The organism is Microbispora sp. CA-135349 (assembly GCF_050947365.1).
GTDB lineage: Bacteria > Actinomycetota > Actinomycetes > Streptosporangiales > Streptosporangiaceae > Microbispora.
In genome coordinates, this window is record NZ_CP192001.1 from 1,750,601 (window position 1) to 1,764,451 (window position 13,851).

Consider the following 13,851-nt stretch of genomic DNA (forward strand, 5'->3'; position numbering starts at 1 on the left):
GAGTCGCCGTGGGAAACCGCTGTGCCGTCGTCGGCGTGGGCCAGACCCGCTACCAGACCAGGCGGCGGGACGTGTCGCTGGCCGGCCTGGTCCGCGAGGCCGCTCTGCGGGCGCTCGAGGACGCCGGCCTGACGTTCGCCGACATCGACGCGGTCGTCATCGGCAAGGCCCCCGACCTGTTCGAGGGCGTGATGATGCCGGAGGCCTACCTCGCCGACGCACTCGGCGGAGCAGGCAAGCCGGTGATGCGCGTGCACACGGCGGGCTCGGTCGGCGGGTCGACCGCGCTGGTCGGCGCCTCGCTCGTGCAGGCCGGGGTGCACGGGCGGGTGCTGGTCGTCGCCTTCGAGAAGCAGTCGGAGTCGAACGCCACCTGGGCGCTGACCACGCACCTGCCCTTCAACGCCTCCCTGGTCGTGGGGGCGGGCGGCTACTTCGCGCCGCACATCAGGGAGTACATGCGCAGGTCGGGCGCGCCGGACCACATCGGCACGCTGGTCGCGGTCAAGGACCGGCTCAACGCGCTGAAGAACCCGTACGCCCACCTGCGCATCCCCGGGATCGACCGGGAGATGGTCGAGTCGACCCCGATGCTGTGGGAGCCGATCCGCTACCTGGAGACCTGCCCGTCCTCCGACGGCGCCTGCGCGATCGTGCTCGCCGCCGAGGACAAGGTGACCGGCACGCCCGCCTGGATCCACGGCACGGCGATGCGCTCGGAGCCCATCATGGTTGCCGGTCGCGACGTCGTCAGCCCTCGGGCGGGCCGCGACTGCGCCGCCGACGTCTACCGCCAGGCCGGCGTCACCGACCCGCGCCGGGAGATCGACGTCGCCGAGGTGTACGTGCCGTTCTCCTGGTATGAGCCGATGTGGCTGGAGAACCTCGGCTTCGCCGCCGAGGGGGAGGGCTGGAAGCTCACCGAGGCCGGGTGCACGGCCCTCGACGGCGACACCCCGTGGAACGCCTCCGGCGGCGTGCTGTCGTCCAACCCGATCGGCGCCTCGGGTCTCATCCGCTTCGCCGAGGCCGCGCTGCAGGTGCGGGGCATGGCGGGGGAGCACCAGGTCGAGGGGGCGCGCCTCGCGCTCGGCCACGCGTACGGCGGAGGCGCGCAGTTCTTCGCGATGTGGATCGTCGGCAGCAGTAAACCCTGAGCGCGGGAGGTCCGCCGGATGGAGTTCAACCACGCCGATCTTTTCGAGGGGATCGCCGACGCCGTCGGGGACCGTGTGGCGGTGGTCTGCGGCGACGACCGGCTGACCTATGCCGAGCTCGACGCCCACGCCAACCGGCTCGCCCACCACCTGGCCGCGCACGGCGTGGGCCACGGCACACACGTGGGCATGCAGCTCCACAACGGGGTGGAGTACGTCGCGGCCCTGCTGGCGACGCTGAAGCTGCGGGCCGTGCCGGTCAACGTCAACTACCGGTACGTCGAGTCGGAGCTGCTCTACCTCTACCGGGACTCCGGCATCGCGGCCCTGCTGTTCGACGTGGAGTTCGGCGACCGGGTCGCGGCCACCGCGCGCGAGGTCCCCGGGCTGCGCCACCTCGTCGCCGTCGGCGGCGCGTCGGCCGTGCCGGGAGCGGTGCCGTACGAGGAGGCGGTGGCGGGGGAACCCGAGGGCAGGGGATTCGGGCCGCGATCCGGCGACGACGTGTACGTCATCTACACCGGCGGCACGACCGGCATGCCCAAGGGCGTGATGTGGCGGTCGGAGGACCTCTTCTACGCCTTCGGCGGCGGCAACCCGTACGGCGAGCCGCTGAAGACGCCCGAGGCGGTGATCGAGCAGGCGCGCGGCGCGTCGCCGATCGTCATGATGACGGCGGCCCCGCTCATGCACGGCGCGGCCCAGATGGGCACCTTCATCGCCTGGTGGATGGGCAACGCGATGGTCTACGTCCGGAGGTTCGACGCGGCCGCGGTGCTGCGCGCGATCGAACGGGAGAAGGTCGTCAGCCTGAACATCACCGGCGACGCGATGGCCCGCCCGCTCGCCGACGAGATCGCCGCCGGGTCCTACGACCTGGCGTCGCTGTTCGTGGTCGGCTCGACCGGGGCGATCCTCAGCGGCGCCGTGCGCGCGCGGCTGGAGGAGCTCCTGCCCGGGAGGATGATCCTCGACAACTTCGGCTCGACCGAGTCCGGATTCACCGCGTCGGGCGTGGACGGGTCGTCGCCCGAGTCCGGCCTGCGGTACCGGCCCAGCGCCAACGCGGCCGTCGCCGTGCTGGACGAGACGCTGACCCCGGTCGAGCCGGGCTCAGGACGGATCGGCACGATGGCCAGGAGCGGCCGGATCGCCTTCGGCTATCACAACGACCCGGACAAGACCGCCCGCACCTTCGTGACCGACGCGCACGGCGTCAGGTGGCTGCTCACCGGCGACCTCGCGACGGTCGAGGAGGACGGCACGATCCGCATCCTCGGCCGCGGGTCCCAGTGCATCAACACGGGAGGGGAGAAGGTTTTCCCCGAGGAGGTCGAGGCGGTGCTCAAGGGGCATCCCGCCGTGTTCGACGCGGTGGTGACCGGCATCCCCGACGAACGCTGGGGCTCGCGGGTCGCGGCCGTCGTCCAGCCGTACGCCGGCACCGCGCCGACGGCGCGGCAGCTCGACGCCCACTGCCGGATCCGGCTGTCGGGCTACAAGGTGCCGCGGACCTACGCGTTCGTGGAGGAGATCGCCCGCTCCCCGGCGGGCAAGGCCGACTACCGGTGGGCCGGCCGGGTCGCCGCCGGGGCGGATCAGCCGGAGTAGGCGGCGGCGAGGGCGTGGAAGACCTCCTTCGGCTCCCGTCCGCCGTCCTTCAGCAGCCGGACCACCCCGTAGGAGGACATGTCGAGATCGCTGCGCGGGTCCGGGTCGTACGTCGTGTTGTAGCCGGCGAAGGTGAACCAGAAGGCGCTGTCCACGCACTCCTCCTCGAACACGGTGAGCAGTTCGCGCAGGTAGCGGACCTGCTCGCCCTCGTCGCGGCGGTAGTCGCCGTCCAGCCGGGGCGGATTCGCGGTGTGGTCCACGATGGCCCACGCCATGCCGCCGCGTGCGCCTGCCCCTGTGTAGGCGCACGTGCCGAACTCGGTGACCGCCACCGGCTTGCCGTACCGGAAGCGGGAGCGCAGCTCCTCGCGGTAGGTCGCGGCGTTGCGCTCGTCGCGGTAGGCGTCCACCGCGACGATGTCGAACGGGCTCCAGCCGACGTCCTCCCACTCGCCCGAGGCGTACGTCACCCGCCCGCCGAAGGCGGCGCGGACGGCCTCGGCGGTCTCCGCCAGGAAGGGGTTCAACCGCCCGGGGATCTCGGCGAACTTGGCGTATATCTCGGCGTCCCCCGTGCCGAGTGCGGCCATGCGGTGGAAGAACGTCTCCCCGGGCAGGAAACCGGCGCAGAAGAAGCTCAGCTCACACCCGGTCACGAGCACCACCTCCGCGCCGTCGCGCCGCACCTCCTCGGCCCGTTCGGCGCATTCGAGGAAGTACGGCGCGAGCTCCCGTGTGGTCATCTCGCAGGGGAAGGGCGCGAACCACACCTCCAGCCCGGCGTCGGCGGCGTGCCGCGCGGCGACGCTGAGCCGTTCGGGGTGCCCGCCGGTGATGCGGACGGCCGTGCAGTGCAGTTCCTCGGCGATGACCCGCATCTCCGCGCGGACCGTCTCCGGGTCGAACGTCTCCCGGCTGATGTTCCCGCCCGGGAGGAAACCGGTGTCGTAGTTGATGCCCCTGCCCCTCATCGCGCATCCCTCGTCTCGTTGTTGATCATCCACATGATCGGCCCGGAGCCGAACGCGCCCGCGACCAGAAGCCCCACGACGAGGGCGGCGATCAGCAGCACGTTGGACAGCCAGACCATGGTGGACACCGGCAGCGTGAACGCGCCGATCAGCCGGGCCACGCAGTCGGCGAGCATCGCCGCGCCCCAGATGCCGGTGAAGCGGCGCTCGGCGCGGCGGAACCGGGTGGAGCTCGCGAGCCGTTCCCAGGCGGCCTCCCGCACCGCGTTCCCCCGGGTGATGAACGCGCGCATGCCCGGGGTCATCACCGGGCGTGCGGTGAACGCCGTGAGCATCATGAACAGGCTGATCACGCCGCTGAGGGCCGAGTCCTTGGCGATCATCATGCGGGCGTCGCCGGTGACGAAGCTCAGCGCGATGCCCGCCACGTTGACCGCCAGCGTCAGCCCGGCCAGCCCGTTCAGCGTGCGGTCCCTGACGATCCCGGCGATCACCCGGACGGCCGGGATCACTCCGCTCACGCCCAGCGCGGCGACCTCGCTCGCGCCGAACGCGCCGTGCAGGAGGTAGTAGCACGCCATCGGCGCGGCGACGTCGAGCGCCAGCGGCATGAGCACCGTGCGGAGGGTGCCCCGCCGGGGCTGCTCGGCTCTCGCCGGGGCGGTCAGGGTCTCGGTCATCGGGCTCCTCCAGCGCGTCTCCGTGTGCGCATCAAGCGTCTCCAAAGCCGGAGGAGCCGGACAGATTTAGCGATCCCGATTGCGGCAGTACAAATGTCCCGGTTGGACGCGGCGGCGCATCGCCCGTGCAGAACCGAGGCGCTGCCGTCCCGTCAGGCCATGGCGTTCACACCCGTCAGGGCATGGCGTTCACGCCCGTCAGACCTTGGCGCTTTCGCCGGTCAGGGCCGCCACGGCGCCGAGACCGAGATAGACGACGCCGCTGCCCCGGTCGAGCCGCCGCCGCGCCCGCGCCGAGGAGCGCAGCCGCCCGGCGAGGACCGAGGCCAGCAGCGCGTACGTGCCGTCGCTGGCCATGCCGAGCGTGACCCACACGGCCCCGAGCACGAGCACCTGCGGGGCCACGGGACCACGGGCCGGATCGACGAACTGCGGCAGGAACGCGAGGAAGAACATGGCCGTCTTCGGGTTCAGCACGTTGACCACGAACCCCTCGCCGAACAGTCTGGAGTTCGAGGCGTGCCTGACCTCGGCGTCCTCCGCCTCGGGCCGCCGCACCAGCTTGCGGATCCCCAGGTAGAGAAGGTAGGCCGCGCCCAGGTACTTGACGACGGCGAACGCCGTGGCCGAGGCGGCGAGCAGCGCGGTGATCCCGAACGCCGCGGCGGCGATGTGCACCAGCGAGCCGGCGTGGACGCCGAGGACGGACACCAGCCCCGCCGTACGGCCCTGGGCCACGCTGCGGGTGACGATGTAGAGCACGGCGGGTCCCGGAACCAGGAGCAACGCCAGCGTGGCGGCCGCGAACAGGGCGACCGTAGGCAGAGTCGGCATGCTCGGATGGTAGGGACAACCGGCTCGCCCGAGCACTCGTATTTCCGGCGAGAGTTCCCTTCCGCCGGATCACCTCCGAATCGTTTCCGCGGACCTCAGAGCGCGGTCAGCACGCGGGGGCCGTCCTCGGTGATCGCGATGGTGTGCTCCATGTGGGCGGCCCTGCTGCCGTCCACGCTGTGCAACGTCCAGCCGTCGGCCGCCGTGCGGTAGCCGTCCCGGCCTCCGGCGATGAACATCGGCTCGATGGCGAGCGTGAGGCCGTGCCGCAGGGGATAGCCCCGGCCCGGACGGCCGTGGTTCGGCACCGAGGGGTCCTCGTGCATGTGGCGGCCGATGCCGTGGCCGCCGAAGTCCCTGGGCATGCCGTACCCGGCCTCCTGGGCGATCGCGCCGATCGCCGCGGAGATGTCCCCGATGCGGTTGCCCACGGTCGCGGCGGCGATCCCCGCGTCCAGGGCCCGGCGCGTGGTGTCGACGAGCTCCGCGTCACCGGGGCGCGGCGTGCCCACGATGAACGTGACGGCGGCGTCGCCCGTCCAGCCGTCGAGCTCGGCGCCGCAGTCGACGCCGACGACGTCACCGTCACGCAGCCGGTAGTCGGTGGGGATGCCGTGCACGATGGCGTCGTTCACGGACACGCAGATCACGGCGGGAAAGGGGGTGGGCGCGAAGTGTGGCCGATAGCCGAGGAACGGCGAGCGCGCCCCCGCTTCACGCAGCACCGCCCGCGCCGTCTCGTCCAGGTCCGTCAGCCGCACCCCGATGGCCGCGGCCCGCCGTACGGCGTCGAGGATGCGGGCCACCACACGCCCCGCCTCCCGCATCGCGTCCAGCGCGGCATCGGTTTTGATCTCCACCATGACATGACCCTTTCAAGTGGCGCCAATAACTATACCGGTATTAGTATCACGGTCATGGTGAGAGTGCCCCTGACCCCCGAGGAACGGCAGCGGGGGGAGCGATTCGGTGTCCTGCTCCGGCAGGCGCGCGGCGAGCGCAGCATGGTCGAGGTCGCCGCGGCGGCCGGTCTCTCGGCCGAGACGCTGCGCAAGATCGAGACCGGCCGAGCGCCGACTCCGGCCTTCTTCACCGTCGCGGCGCTCGCCGCCGCGCTCGGCCTGTCGCTGGACGAACTGGCCGCCGCCTGTGCGGAAGGCCCGAACGCCGCCGAGCTCCGCCAGGCCGGTTGACGCCCCGGTGGACCTGGTCCATCCGCCGTTGCGCAGGTTGAGGACACAAGGCGCGCCGGAGGCGGGATGGGCGGCCATCCACACGCCGGCCTCGGGGTCCGCGCGTACCGCCGTCAGGCCCGTCCTCGTCAGGCCCGTCCTCGTCAGGCCCGTGCTCACCTGCGCCCATGGGCGCCAGGCGTTGCCGCTCCAGCGCAGCACGGTGGAGCGGTCCCCGTCAGGGTCCATGCCGGTGACGAACCAGGCGTCGCCCCGCGAGTCGACGGAGATGCCGACCACTTCGCTCCACGTCGCGTCTCGGGAGAGCAGGCGGGCCCAGCGCCCGCCGGAAAGCGCCGCAGGTGCTCCGCCACGGTGTCGTACTTCCGGGGGACGCTCACGGCCGCCCAGATCGTCTCTCCGGACGGAGATCCGCCGATCTCGAGCCCAGTGGCCTTGCCGAACTGCGCGGGCAGGTGGGCGCGTCTCCAGGAGGTCCCGTCCCATCGCAGCATCGACCAGCCGGGGCCCGGTCTCCTCCTGACGAACAGTGACACTCCGCCGTCCGTCGCGGAGACCATCGACAACGGGAGGTCGGCGTGATCAGTGGCGGCGTACCTCAGGGTCCACCGCGACGACGACTCGACAGCGAGGCCGGCGGTCCACCCGGCGTCGTGCCGGGCCGCGTCGGCGGTCAGCGCGGACGCGCTTACGAGGACCAGGGCGGCAGGTGCCCCTGCACCCCAGACATGATCACATGAGGGCCGGAACCCGGCGCGGAGGCCGTCTCATCTGAATCTTTCACCGGTCTTCACGTGCGGCGGCCGCCCGGCCCCGGCCGCCGTCGTCGGCGTTCGCCGAGGTAGGCGGGGACGGTCGCCACGCGTCCGGTCACCCATGGCGAGGGCGGGCCGCCGGAGTTCCTGTACAGCGGGCGGAGGACACCCGACGCTGGGGGCAGCGCCGACGAGTGGAGGGCGGCGGCACGGTGTGGTCGGCAGTCGTCATGGAGGTGTTTGATGCGATTCGCCCGCGGCCCGTTGCGTCGCCCGGCCGTCCTCGCGGCCGTCGTGGCCACGGTGTCCGTCGCGACCGGGCTCGTCCCCGGCACGGCCGGCGCCGCGGTGTCCTGCGAGGTCACCTACGCCACCTCCCAGTGGGGCGAGGACGGGGGCGGCTTCACCGCCGGTGTGAACGTCGCCAACACCGGCGACCACATCGCGGGCTGGACGCTCACGTTCACGTTCCCCGGCTCGCAGCGGCTCGCGTACGGCTGGTCGGCGCAGTGGGCGCAGTCCGGCCGCCTGGTCGCCGCCTCGGTCCCGGCCGGTTCGATATCGCCCGGCGCGTCGGCCGCCGTCGGGTTCGCCGGGACCTGGCGCGGAAGCAACCCGCCGCCGACGGATTTCGCCGTCAACGGAGCGCCGTGTGCGGTCCGTGTGCCGCCCTCCCCTGCTCCCACCCCCGTCCCGTCTCCGAGCGCGAGCCCCACGCCGAGCGTCGTCGTCTCGCCCGCCGACATCGTCGTGCCCGAAGGCGGCTCGGCGGTCATCCACGTACGGCTCAGCCAGAGGCCGTCGTACGGCTGGGTGACCGTGGACAGCGAGCGGCTGCTCGGCGACACGGATCTGTCGATCGGCCCGCGGTTGCTCTTCCCCGCGGACCGATGGGACATCTGGCAGCCCCTCACCGTCTTCGCGGCGGAGGACGACGACGCCACGGACGGCACCGCCGCGTTCCTGTCCCGGATCAGTCAGCTGCCGGGCAGCGGTGTCGCCCTGTGGACCGTCAGGGAGTCGGACAACGACGCCGCCACGCCGTCGCCCGCCCCGAGCCCGAGCTGAGCCGGCGTCGGAAGCAGGCGGCGCCGGAAGCAGGCGGCGTCAGAAATAGCGCGAGCTGAGATCGGTCGCGGGCCAGCTCGTCACCTTGCCGATCTGCGCGTTGAACAGGTCGGCGAGCACGTCGAAGTCGGGGGATCCGCTCTCCTCCCGCCGGTTGAACAGGGCGGCGTAGGTGACGCCGTTCTGCAGGCGGGCGATGTAGGTGTAGGTGCCGGGCTGTGAGCCGTCGTGCCAGGTGTTGACGTGTCCCGTCACCTGGCGCACCCACAGACCGGCGCCGTACCAGGAGCCGTACTGGTTCACGCCGATCTCGGGCTTGGCGAGCATCCTGCCGATGGAGGTCGAATCGAGCACGGCGTTCGGCGCGTCGAGCGCCTTCGCCAGGCGCACCAGGTCGACCGCCGAGGCGATCCACCCGCCGTTGGGGCCCTGGCAGGCCATGCCGAACCCGCCGCCGTACGGCGCGGGCAGGACCTGGCCGGACTCGTCGAGGACGGTCTGGCCTGTGTACCGCGACTCGTACACGACCTCGCCGGAGGCGGCCTGCGACCGGAGCGTACGGCCCAGCCGCGGACGGGTGATGCCGAGGGGCGCCAGGACCTTCTGCCTGACGTAGGTCTCGTAGCTCGTCCCCGAGACCTTCTCGATGATCCGGCCCAGCAGCAGATAGCCGTAGTTGCTGTAGGCGAACTTCGTGCCGGGGGCGAAGTCCAGCGGCCGGGCGCTCGCGTACTTGACGATGTGGTCCGGGGTGATCGGCAGCGGCACGCCGAGCGCCTTGGCGATGGTGCGGTCCATGTGCAGGTAGTCGCCGGAGACGTCCCGGTCCCAGCCCCCGGTGTGCTGCAGCAGTCGCCACACGGTCACCTTCGCCAGCCGGGAGTCGGCCGCGGTGGACAGGCCCAGGAGCGTCGCGGCCGAGGCGGTCAGGCTGAGCTTGCCCTCCCGGACGAGCCGCATGATCGCGATGGCGGTGATGTGCTTGCTCAGGCTCGCGATGCGAAACAGCGATGTGGGCGACACGGCGGGAACGGCATGGCTGCCGTCGGAGTAGCGGTAGCCCCTGGCGAGCACCAGCTTGCCGCCCTTGGAGACGGCGAGCTGCCCGCAGGTGATCCCCCGGTCCTTGATGTAGGTCTTCATCAGCGTGTCGAACCCGGCGAGCGAGGCGGGCGCCACCCCGGTGGCCTCCACAACGGGCGGCGGGAGTGTCCGCAGGCCGATCGCGAGAGCCGGCGTCGCCAGGGCGCTCACCTGAAGGAAACTCCTCCTGCTCAGACCTCCCTGATCCCCAGATATGGACGTAAACAGCGACGTTTTCCGCATGTCCAATTTCTAGTGGATCATTGGCCGCCTCCGCAGACGTATCACGCATCTCCCGGGGGTAGGAGGGCGGTGACCAGCGCGGCGACGGCGGGCGGGTCGGGCGGCTCGCCGTACGTCGCGGCGTAGACCCGGCGGGCCGAGCCCGGCAGTTCGGCCACGCGTACGCCGGGATGGCGATGGGCCGACAGCGCCAGCCGGGGGAGGATCGCCACGCCCAAACCGGCCGCGACCATGGCCTGCACGGCCACGTAGTCGTCGGTGGTGAACGAGACGCGCGGCTCGAAGCCCGTCTCGGCGCACAGCGCGAGCAGATGGGCACGGCACCGCTCGCACCCCGCGATCCACGGCCCGTCCGCGTACGCCGCCAGGTCCCCGGGACCGTCGTGCGCGGCGGGGACGACGAGGAAGCTCGGGTCGTCGATCAGGTGGACCAGCCGGACGCCGTCGTCCTCCGGACCGGCCTCGCCGTACCGGAAGACCACGGCCACGTCCACCCGGCCCGCGCGCAGCAGCCGCAGCGCCTCGGGCGGCTCGGCCTCCATGAGCCGCAGGTCCAGCCCGGAGTGGTCGTCGGCGAGCCGCGCGGCGGCGGCGGGGACGAACGTGCCGAGAGCCGAGGGGAACGCGGCCAGCCGTACGCGTCCGGTCCGCAGCCCGACATGCGCGGCGAGCTCCGCGGACGCCGCGTCGAGGCGGCCGAGGATCTCCGCGCCGCGCTCGGCGAGCAGGCGTCCCGCCTCGGTGAGGCGGATGCCGCGGCCCACCCGCTGCACCAGCTTCGCGCCCGTCTCCGCCTCCAGACGGGCGAGATGGTGGCTCACCGAGGGCTGCGAATAGTGCAGTTCCCGCGCCGCGGCGGTCACCGTGCCGGTCCTCGCCACGGCCACGAGCACACGCAGTCGTACGACGTCGAGGGGCATTCATCGATCCCGTCTATGGTTTCGCCCGGAAACTTCAGTTGGACCTATTGTGGGGCCGGAGGCCAGGCTTATGGTCATGACCGATATTCGCGACATCCTGGACGCCCGGCGGCTCGTCGCCCCGCACCTGCCCGAGACGCCCATGTGGTCCTATCCCGTGCTCAACGCGGCGGTCGGCGCGGAGATCCACGTGAAGCACGAGAACGTCCAGCCCACGGGGGCGTTCAAGGTCCGCGGCGGCATCACGCTGCTGGCCCGAATGGCCGGCCGTGGTCGTGGGGTCGTCACGTACTCGACCGGCAACCACGCCCAGTCCGTCGCGTACGCCTGCCGCCTGTACGGCGTGCCGTGCTCGGTCCTGATGCCGGAGAATCCGAATCCCGCCAAGGTCGCGGCGGTCGAGGCGCTCGGGGCGGCCGTCGAGGTCCGGGGAGCGACCATGGTGGAGACCGGCGAGCACGCCCGCGACCTGGCCGAGCGGACGGGACGCCGGCTCATCAGCCCGGCCGACGAGCCGGACATCCTGGCCGGGGTGGGCACGCTCTATGTCGAGGTGTTCACCGCCCGGCCGGACCTGGAGGCGGTGTTCGTGCCCGTGGGCAGCGGCAGCGGGGCCGCCGCCGCGTGCCTCGCCGCCGCCGCGCTCGCGCCGGGCTGCCGGGTGATCGCCGTCCAGTCGGCCCAGGCCCCGGCCGCGTACGACTCGTGGCGGTTGGGCGAACCGGTGAGCCGGCCGGTCAAGACCGTCGTGGAGGGACTCGCCACCGGGTCGGCGTTCGCGACCCCGCAGGCCGTGATGCGGGACGGCCTGGCCGACTTCGTCCTGGTGGACGACGACGAGATCCTGCGGGCCCAGCGCCTGCTGCTCACCGAGGCCCACACGCTCGCCGAGGGCGCGGGGGCGGCGGCCCTCGCCGGGCTGCTGGCGCGGCGCGAGGAGTTCGCCGGGCGCAGGGTCGCCGTCGTCTGCACGGGCGGCAACGCGGGCCCGGCCGAACTCGCCCGGCTCCTCGCGGCCAACTAGACGACCGACCGGTCGTTCAGATAGTTTGCCCGGGTGACACAAGACGGCCGGAGGCTGCGCGGGTTGCGCAGCCGCGAGACGATCCTGCGGCAGGCGGTGGAGCTGGCCTCGGTCGAAGGGCTGGACGGGCTCTCCCTCGGACGGCTGGCGACGGCGACCGGCGTCAGCAAGTCCGGACTCTTCGCCCACTGGCGGGACAAGGAGCAACTGCAGCTCGACGCTGTGGAGTGGGCCGCCCGGCAGTGGACCGAGCAGGTGGTGGGGCCCGCGCTGCGTGTCCCCGCGGGCGTACGGCGCCTGTTCGCGCTGCACGAGGCACGGCTGGCCTTCTACGGCGCCGGTGTGCTGCCCGGCGGGTGTTTCTTCTTCGCCGTGCAGGCCGAGTTCGACGATCGCCCGGGGGCGGTGCGCGACCGGCTCGCGCTGGCCATGCGCGAGTGGCAGGGACTCATCAGCCGGCTGGTCGCGGAGGCCGTGACGCTGGGCGAAGTGGCCGGCGGCGTCGATCCGGCCCAGCTGGCCTACGAGATCGACGCGCTCGGCGAGATGGTGATCATCCACTCCCGGCTGTACGACGGGGCGCAGGCTCTCGTCCATGCCCGCCGTGCCGTGCTGCAGCGCCTGCGCGCGCTCTGCCCCGACCCCGCGCTTCTCCCGGAGGACTGACATGACCGCAGGTGGCGTCCACGAGCCCGTCCAGGTGCATTTCGACGACCTCGACGCGATGGGGCTGCTGCACAACTCGCGCTACGCCCTGCTCGTCGAGCGGGCCATCGGCGCGTACTGGCACCGGCTCGGCTGGGCGTCCGACCCCGCCCGGTCCGCGTTCCCCGACGTGCTCATGGCCGTACGCGAGTTCAAGGTGACCTACCACGCGCCCATCGCGGAGGCGGGCGAGCGGCTGGTGCACTTCTGGCTGGAGCGGATGGGACGCACCAGCGGGGTGTACGGCTTCCGCGTGCTGTCCGCGGACCGCGCCCCGGACCAAGCCACGGATCAGGCCACGGAGCAAGCCACCGTGCACGCCGAGGGTTACCGCGTCAACGTCAACCTGGATCCGGCCACTTTCCGGCCGACGCCGTTCAGCGACGTGATCCGCGCGGCCGCCGCCCCTCTGCTGCGTACGGCGCCCGCGGTGCTGCGGGAGGCGGCGCCGTGCTGAGATCGCGCTGGATCGCCGGGCCCGACGCGGAGCGGCCGGGACCGCTGGTGGCCGCGCTGACGGACTTCCGGACGGACCGGATGCTCGATCTGCCCGGCGTCGCGCGGCGCGGCCTGTCGCTGAGCCGCCTGTGGCCGTCGCTGCCCGGCGCGGTCGGCATGTGGTTGTGGGCGGACATTCCCGGCCGCCGGGTCGGTTCGCTGTCGGTGTGGCGCGGTGAGAGCGATCTGCGGGAGTTCGTGCGGTTGCGCGCGCATGTCGAGATCATGCGCGACTACCGGCATCGGGGCACGCTCCGTTCCCGCACCTGGCAGGTCGGCGAACTGGACAGAGCCGGTCTGTGGCACGCTGCGACCGCATCCCTCGCCTGAGCGGGCGATCAGGGACCGAGGTCGTGGCGGGTGGCCTCCTCGACCTCGTGCAGGCTCTGACGGGTGAGTTCGAGCTCCGAGGTCAGGTCGTCGAGCGCCCGGGCGCCGCCGCCCGCACCGTCGGAGGTCGCGGTCATGGCGGAGATCTCGACGGCCCGCGCGACCAGGCCCTCCAGGCTGAGGGCACCCGACTGCAGCCGGGCCAGCACCCGCTCCCGCGCGCCCGACAACCGGTCGTACACCTCCCGCTGCGCGTCCAGGGCGGTGATCGACCGGTCGAGTTCGCCCGCGACCTCCTGCCGGGCGGTCCGCCGCGCCTGCGTGAGCCGTGCGCGTTCCTGCTCCAGGAACCGTGGGTCGAAGCGGGCCAGCGCCGAGCCGGTGACGGAGGCGTGACCCGCCAGCCGGCGCAGGGTCTCGACGGTGTCGTCCACCTGCGGGCGCATGGCCGCGATCCGGTCGAGCAGGAGCTGCCCGCGCATGGAGGCGGTCAGGTCGGCGAAGGACGCCGCGGCCCGCTCCGCCCGCCGCAGCCACGCCTCCTCCGCGCTGTCCTTCGTGACCGGCGGGGCCTGCGGTTCCTTACGGCTCTCGCCCTCCGTGGACTGCCACGCGGAGGCGAACGCCTTGATGAGCCACACCGCGACCCCGGCGACGGCCACGCCCGCCGGATGGAGGTCGACGGCCCAGGCCGCGCCGGCCGCCGTGGCGCCCAGGAGCAGCGCCCAGGGGTCGCGCAGTTCCTCGGTGAAGCGGGACAAGGGGGCTCCCAGGTC

General features: G+C 72.5%; 15 protein-coding genes. 8 read left to right on the forward strand and 7 right to left on the reverse strand.

Translation table 11 applies throughout. The features are described from left to right. Nucleotides 1–8: 8 nt before the first annotated feature. Both ACQPZZ_RS08520 and ACQPZZ_RS08525 read left to right on the forward strand, forming a co-directional pair. Nucleotides 9–1,157 carry a thiolase domain-containing protein gene (locus ACQPZZ_RS08520; protein ID WP_432930504.1) on the forward strand — a complete coding sequence of 383 codons (1,149 nt, stop codon included), beginning with the start codon at nucleotides 9–11 and terminating at the stop codon, nucleotides 1,155–1,157. 18 nt (nucleotides 1,158–1,175) lie between these two features. Then, a complete protein-coding gene (locus ACQPZZ_RS08525; RefSeq protein ID WP_432930506.1) occupies nucleotides 1,176–2,768 on the forward strand; it encodes an acyl-CoA synthetase in 1,593 nt (530 codons plus the stop codon). On the opposite strand, the gene ACQPZZ_RS08530 is transcribed toward ACQPZZ_RS08525, so the two are convergent. The 4 genes from ACQPZZ_RS08530 to map form a co-directional block, all read right to left on the reverse strand. Next, nucleotides 2,756–3,742: a hypothetical protein gene (locus tag ACQPZZ_RS08530; RefSeq protein WP_432930507.1), complete on the reverse strand. Its 987-nt coding sequence runs from the start codon at nucleotides 3,740–3,742 to the stop codon at nucleotides 2,756–2,758. The genes ACQPZZ_RS08525 and ACQPZZ_RS08530 overlap by 13 nt on opposite strands. Further along, nucleotides 3,739–4,422 carry a VC0807 family protein gene (locus ACQPZZ_RS08535; protein ID WP_432930509.1) on the reverse strand — a complete coding sequence of 228 codons (684 nt, stop codon included), beginning with the start codon at nucleotides 4,420–4,422 and terminating at the stop codon, nucleotides 3,739–3,741. The genes ACQPZZ_RS08530 and ACQPZZ_RS08535 overlap by 4 nt, the downstream gene beginning before the upstream one ends. 198 nt (nucleotides 4,423–4,620) lie before the next feature. Then, nucleotides 4,621–5,256, reverse strand: a complete 636-nt coding sequence (locus tag ACQPZZ_RS08540; protein ID WP_363645909.1) for a LysE family translocator — start codon at nucleotides 5,254–5,256, stop codon at nucleotides 4,621–4,623. A 95-nt stretch (nucleotides 5,257–5,351) separates the two neighbouring features. Next, entirely contained in the window at nucleotides 5,352–6,119 is a 768-nt protein-coding gene (gene map, locus ACQPZZ_RS08545) for a type I methionyl aminopeptidase (RefSeq protein ID WP_432930510.1), read from the reverse strand. 54 nt (nucleotides 6,120–6,173) lie between these two features. Between map and ACQPZZ_RS08550 the strand changes: the two genes are divergently transcribed. Further along, nucleotides 6,174–6,449 (forward strand): helix-turn-helix transcriptional regulator, encoded by a 276-nt coding sequence (locus tag ACQPZZ_RS08550; RefSeq protein WP_363645906.1) that lies wholly within the window; start codon nucleotides 6,174–6,176, stop codon nucleotides 6,447–6,449. A 998-nt stretch (nucleotides 6,450–7,447) separates the two neighbouring features. Next, nucleotides 7,448–8,272, forward strand: a complete 825-nt coding sequence (locus tag ACQPZZ_RS08555; RefSeq protein WP_432930512.1) for a cellulose binding domain-containing protein — start codon at nucleotides 7,448–7,450, stop codon at nucleotides 8,270–8,272. 39 nt (nucleotides 8,273–8,311) lie between these two features. Here the strand turns inward: ACQPZZ_RS08555 and ACQPZZ_RS08560 are convergent, their stop codons facing one another. Together ACQPZZ_RS08560 and ACQPZZ_RS08565 are read right to left on the reverse strand one after the other, a co-directional pair. Continuing rightward, nucleotides 8,312–9,598 carry a serine hydrolase domain-containing protein gene (locus ACQPZZ_RS08560; protein WP_432930514.1) on the reverse strand — a complete coding sequence of 429 codons (1,287 nt, stop codon included), beginning with the start codon at nucleotides 9,596–9,598 and terminating at the stop codon, nucleotides 8,312–8,314. A gap of 41 nt (nucleotides 9,599–9,639) precedes the next feature. Continuing rightward, complete coding sequence (locus ACQPZZ_RS08565) at nucleotides 9,640–10,518, reverse strand: LysR family transcriptional regulator (RefSeq protein ID WP_432930516.1); 879 nt, start codon at nucleotides 10,516–10,518, stop codon at nucleotides 9,640–9,642. Nucleotides 10,519–10,594: 76 nt separating this feature from the next. On the opposite strand from ACQPZZ_RS08565, the gene ACQPZZ_RS08570 reads away from it, so the two are divergent. Genes ACQPZZ_RS08570 through ACQPZZ_RS08585 form a run of 4 tightly spaced genes read left to right on the forward strand, consistent with a single transcriptional unit; the run spans nucleotide 10,595 to nucleotide 13,075 of the window. Beyond that, the gene (locus ACQPZZ_RS08570; RefSeq protein ID WP_432930518.1) at nucleotides 10,595–11,542 is read left to right on the forward strand and encodes a threonine ammonia-lyase; all 948 of its coding nucleotides are present in this window, start codon (nucleotides 10,595–10,597) and stop codon (nucleotides 11,540–11,542) included. A 33-nt stretch (nucleotides 11,543–11,575) separates the two neighbouring features. After that, nucleotides 11,576–12,208, forward strand: coding sequence for a TetR/AcrR family transcriptional regulator (locus ACQPZZ_RS08575; RefSeq protein WP_432930520.1), 633 nt, complete (start codon nucleotides 11,576–11,578; stop codon nucleotides 12,206–12,208). Nucleotide 12,209: 1 nt separating this feature from the next. Further along, nucleotides 12,210–12,704 (forward strand): acyl-CoA thioesterase, encoded by a 495-nt coding sequence (locus ACQPZZ_RS08580; protein ID WP_432930522.1) that lies wholly within the window; start codon nucleotides 12,210–12,212, stop codon nucleotides 12,702–12,704. Beyond that, on the forward strand, nucleotides 12,698–13,075 hold the full coding sequence (locus tag ACQPZZ_RS08585; protein WP_432930523.1) for a hypothetical protein: 378 nt from the start codon (nucleotides 12,698–12,700) through the stop codon (nucleotides 13,073–13,075). Before ACQPZZ_RS08580 ends, ACQPZZ_RS08585 begins: the two co-directional genes overlap by 7 nt. Nucleotides 13,076–13,083: 8 nt before the next feature. On the opposite strand, the gene ACQPZZ_RS08590 is transcribed toward ACQPZZ_RS08585, so the two are convergent. Beyond that, nucleotides 13,084–13,836: a hypothetical protein gene (locus tag ACQPZZ_RS08590; protein ID WP_432930525.1), complete on the reverse strand. Its 753-nt coding sequence runs from the start codon at nucleotides 13,834–13,836 to the stop codon at nucleotides 13,084–13,086. Between the last annotated feature and the right edge of the window lie 15 nt (nucleotides 13,837–13,851).

Bases quoted from the DNA above. Each gene is read 5' to 3' on its own strand.
- ACQPZZ_RS08525 (WP_432930506.1), top strand. From the start codon at position 1,176: ATGGAGTTCAACCACGCCGATCTTTTCGAGGGGATCGCCGACGCCGTC.
- ACQPZZ_RS08530 (WP_432930507.1), bottom strand. From the start codon at position 3,742: ATGAGGGGCAGGGGCATCAACTACGACACCGGTTTCCTCCCGGGCGGG.
- ACQPZZ_RS08535 (WP_432930509.1), bottom strand. From the start codon at position 4,422: ATGACCGAGACCCTGACCGCCCCGGCGAGAGCCGAGCAGCCCCGGCGG.
- ACQPZZ_RS08540 (WP_363645909.1), bottom strand. From the start codon at position 5,256: ATGCCGACTCTGCCTACGGTCGCCCTGTTCGCGGCCGCCACGCTGGCG.
- map (WP_432930510.1), bottom strand. From the start codon at position 6,119: ATGGTGGAGATCAAAACCGATGCCGCGCTGGACGCGATGCGGGAGGCG.
- ACQPZZ_RS08550 (WP_363645906.1), top strand. From the start codon at position 6,174: ATGGTGAGAGTGCCCCTGACCCCCGAGGAACGGCAGCGGGGGGAGCGA.
- ACQPZZ_RS08555 (WP_432930512.1), top strand. From the start codon at position 7,448: ATGCGATTCGCCCGCGGCCCGTTGCGTCGCCCGGCCGTCCTCGCGGCC.
- ACQPZZ_RS08560 (WP_432930514.1), bottom strand. From the start codon at position 9,598: ATGCGGAAAACGTCGCTGTTTACGTCCATATCTGGGGATCAGGGAGGT.
- ACQPZZ_RS08565 (WP_432930516.1), bottom strand. From the start codon at position 10,518: ATGCCCCTCGACGTCGTACGACTGCGTGTGCTCGTGGCCGTGGCGAGG.
- ACQPZZ_RS08570 (WP_432930518.1), top strand. From the start codon at position 10,595: ATGACCGATATTCGCGACATCCTGGACGCCCGGCGGCTCGTCGCCCCG.
- ACQPZZ_RS08580 (WP_432930522.1), top strand. From the start codon at position 12,210: ATGACCGCAGGTGGCGTCCACGAGCCCGTCCAGGTGCATTTCGACGAC.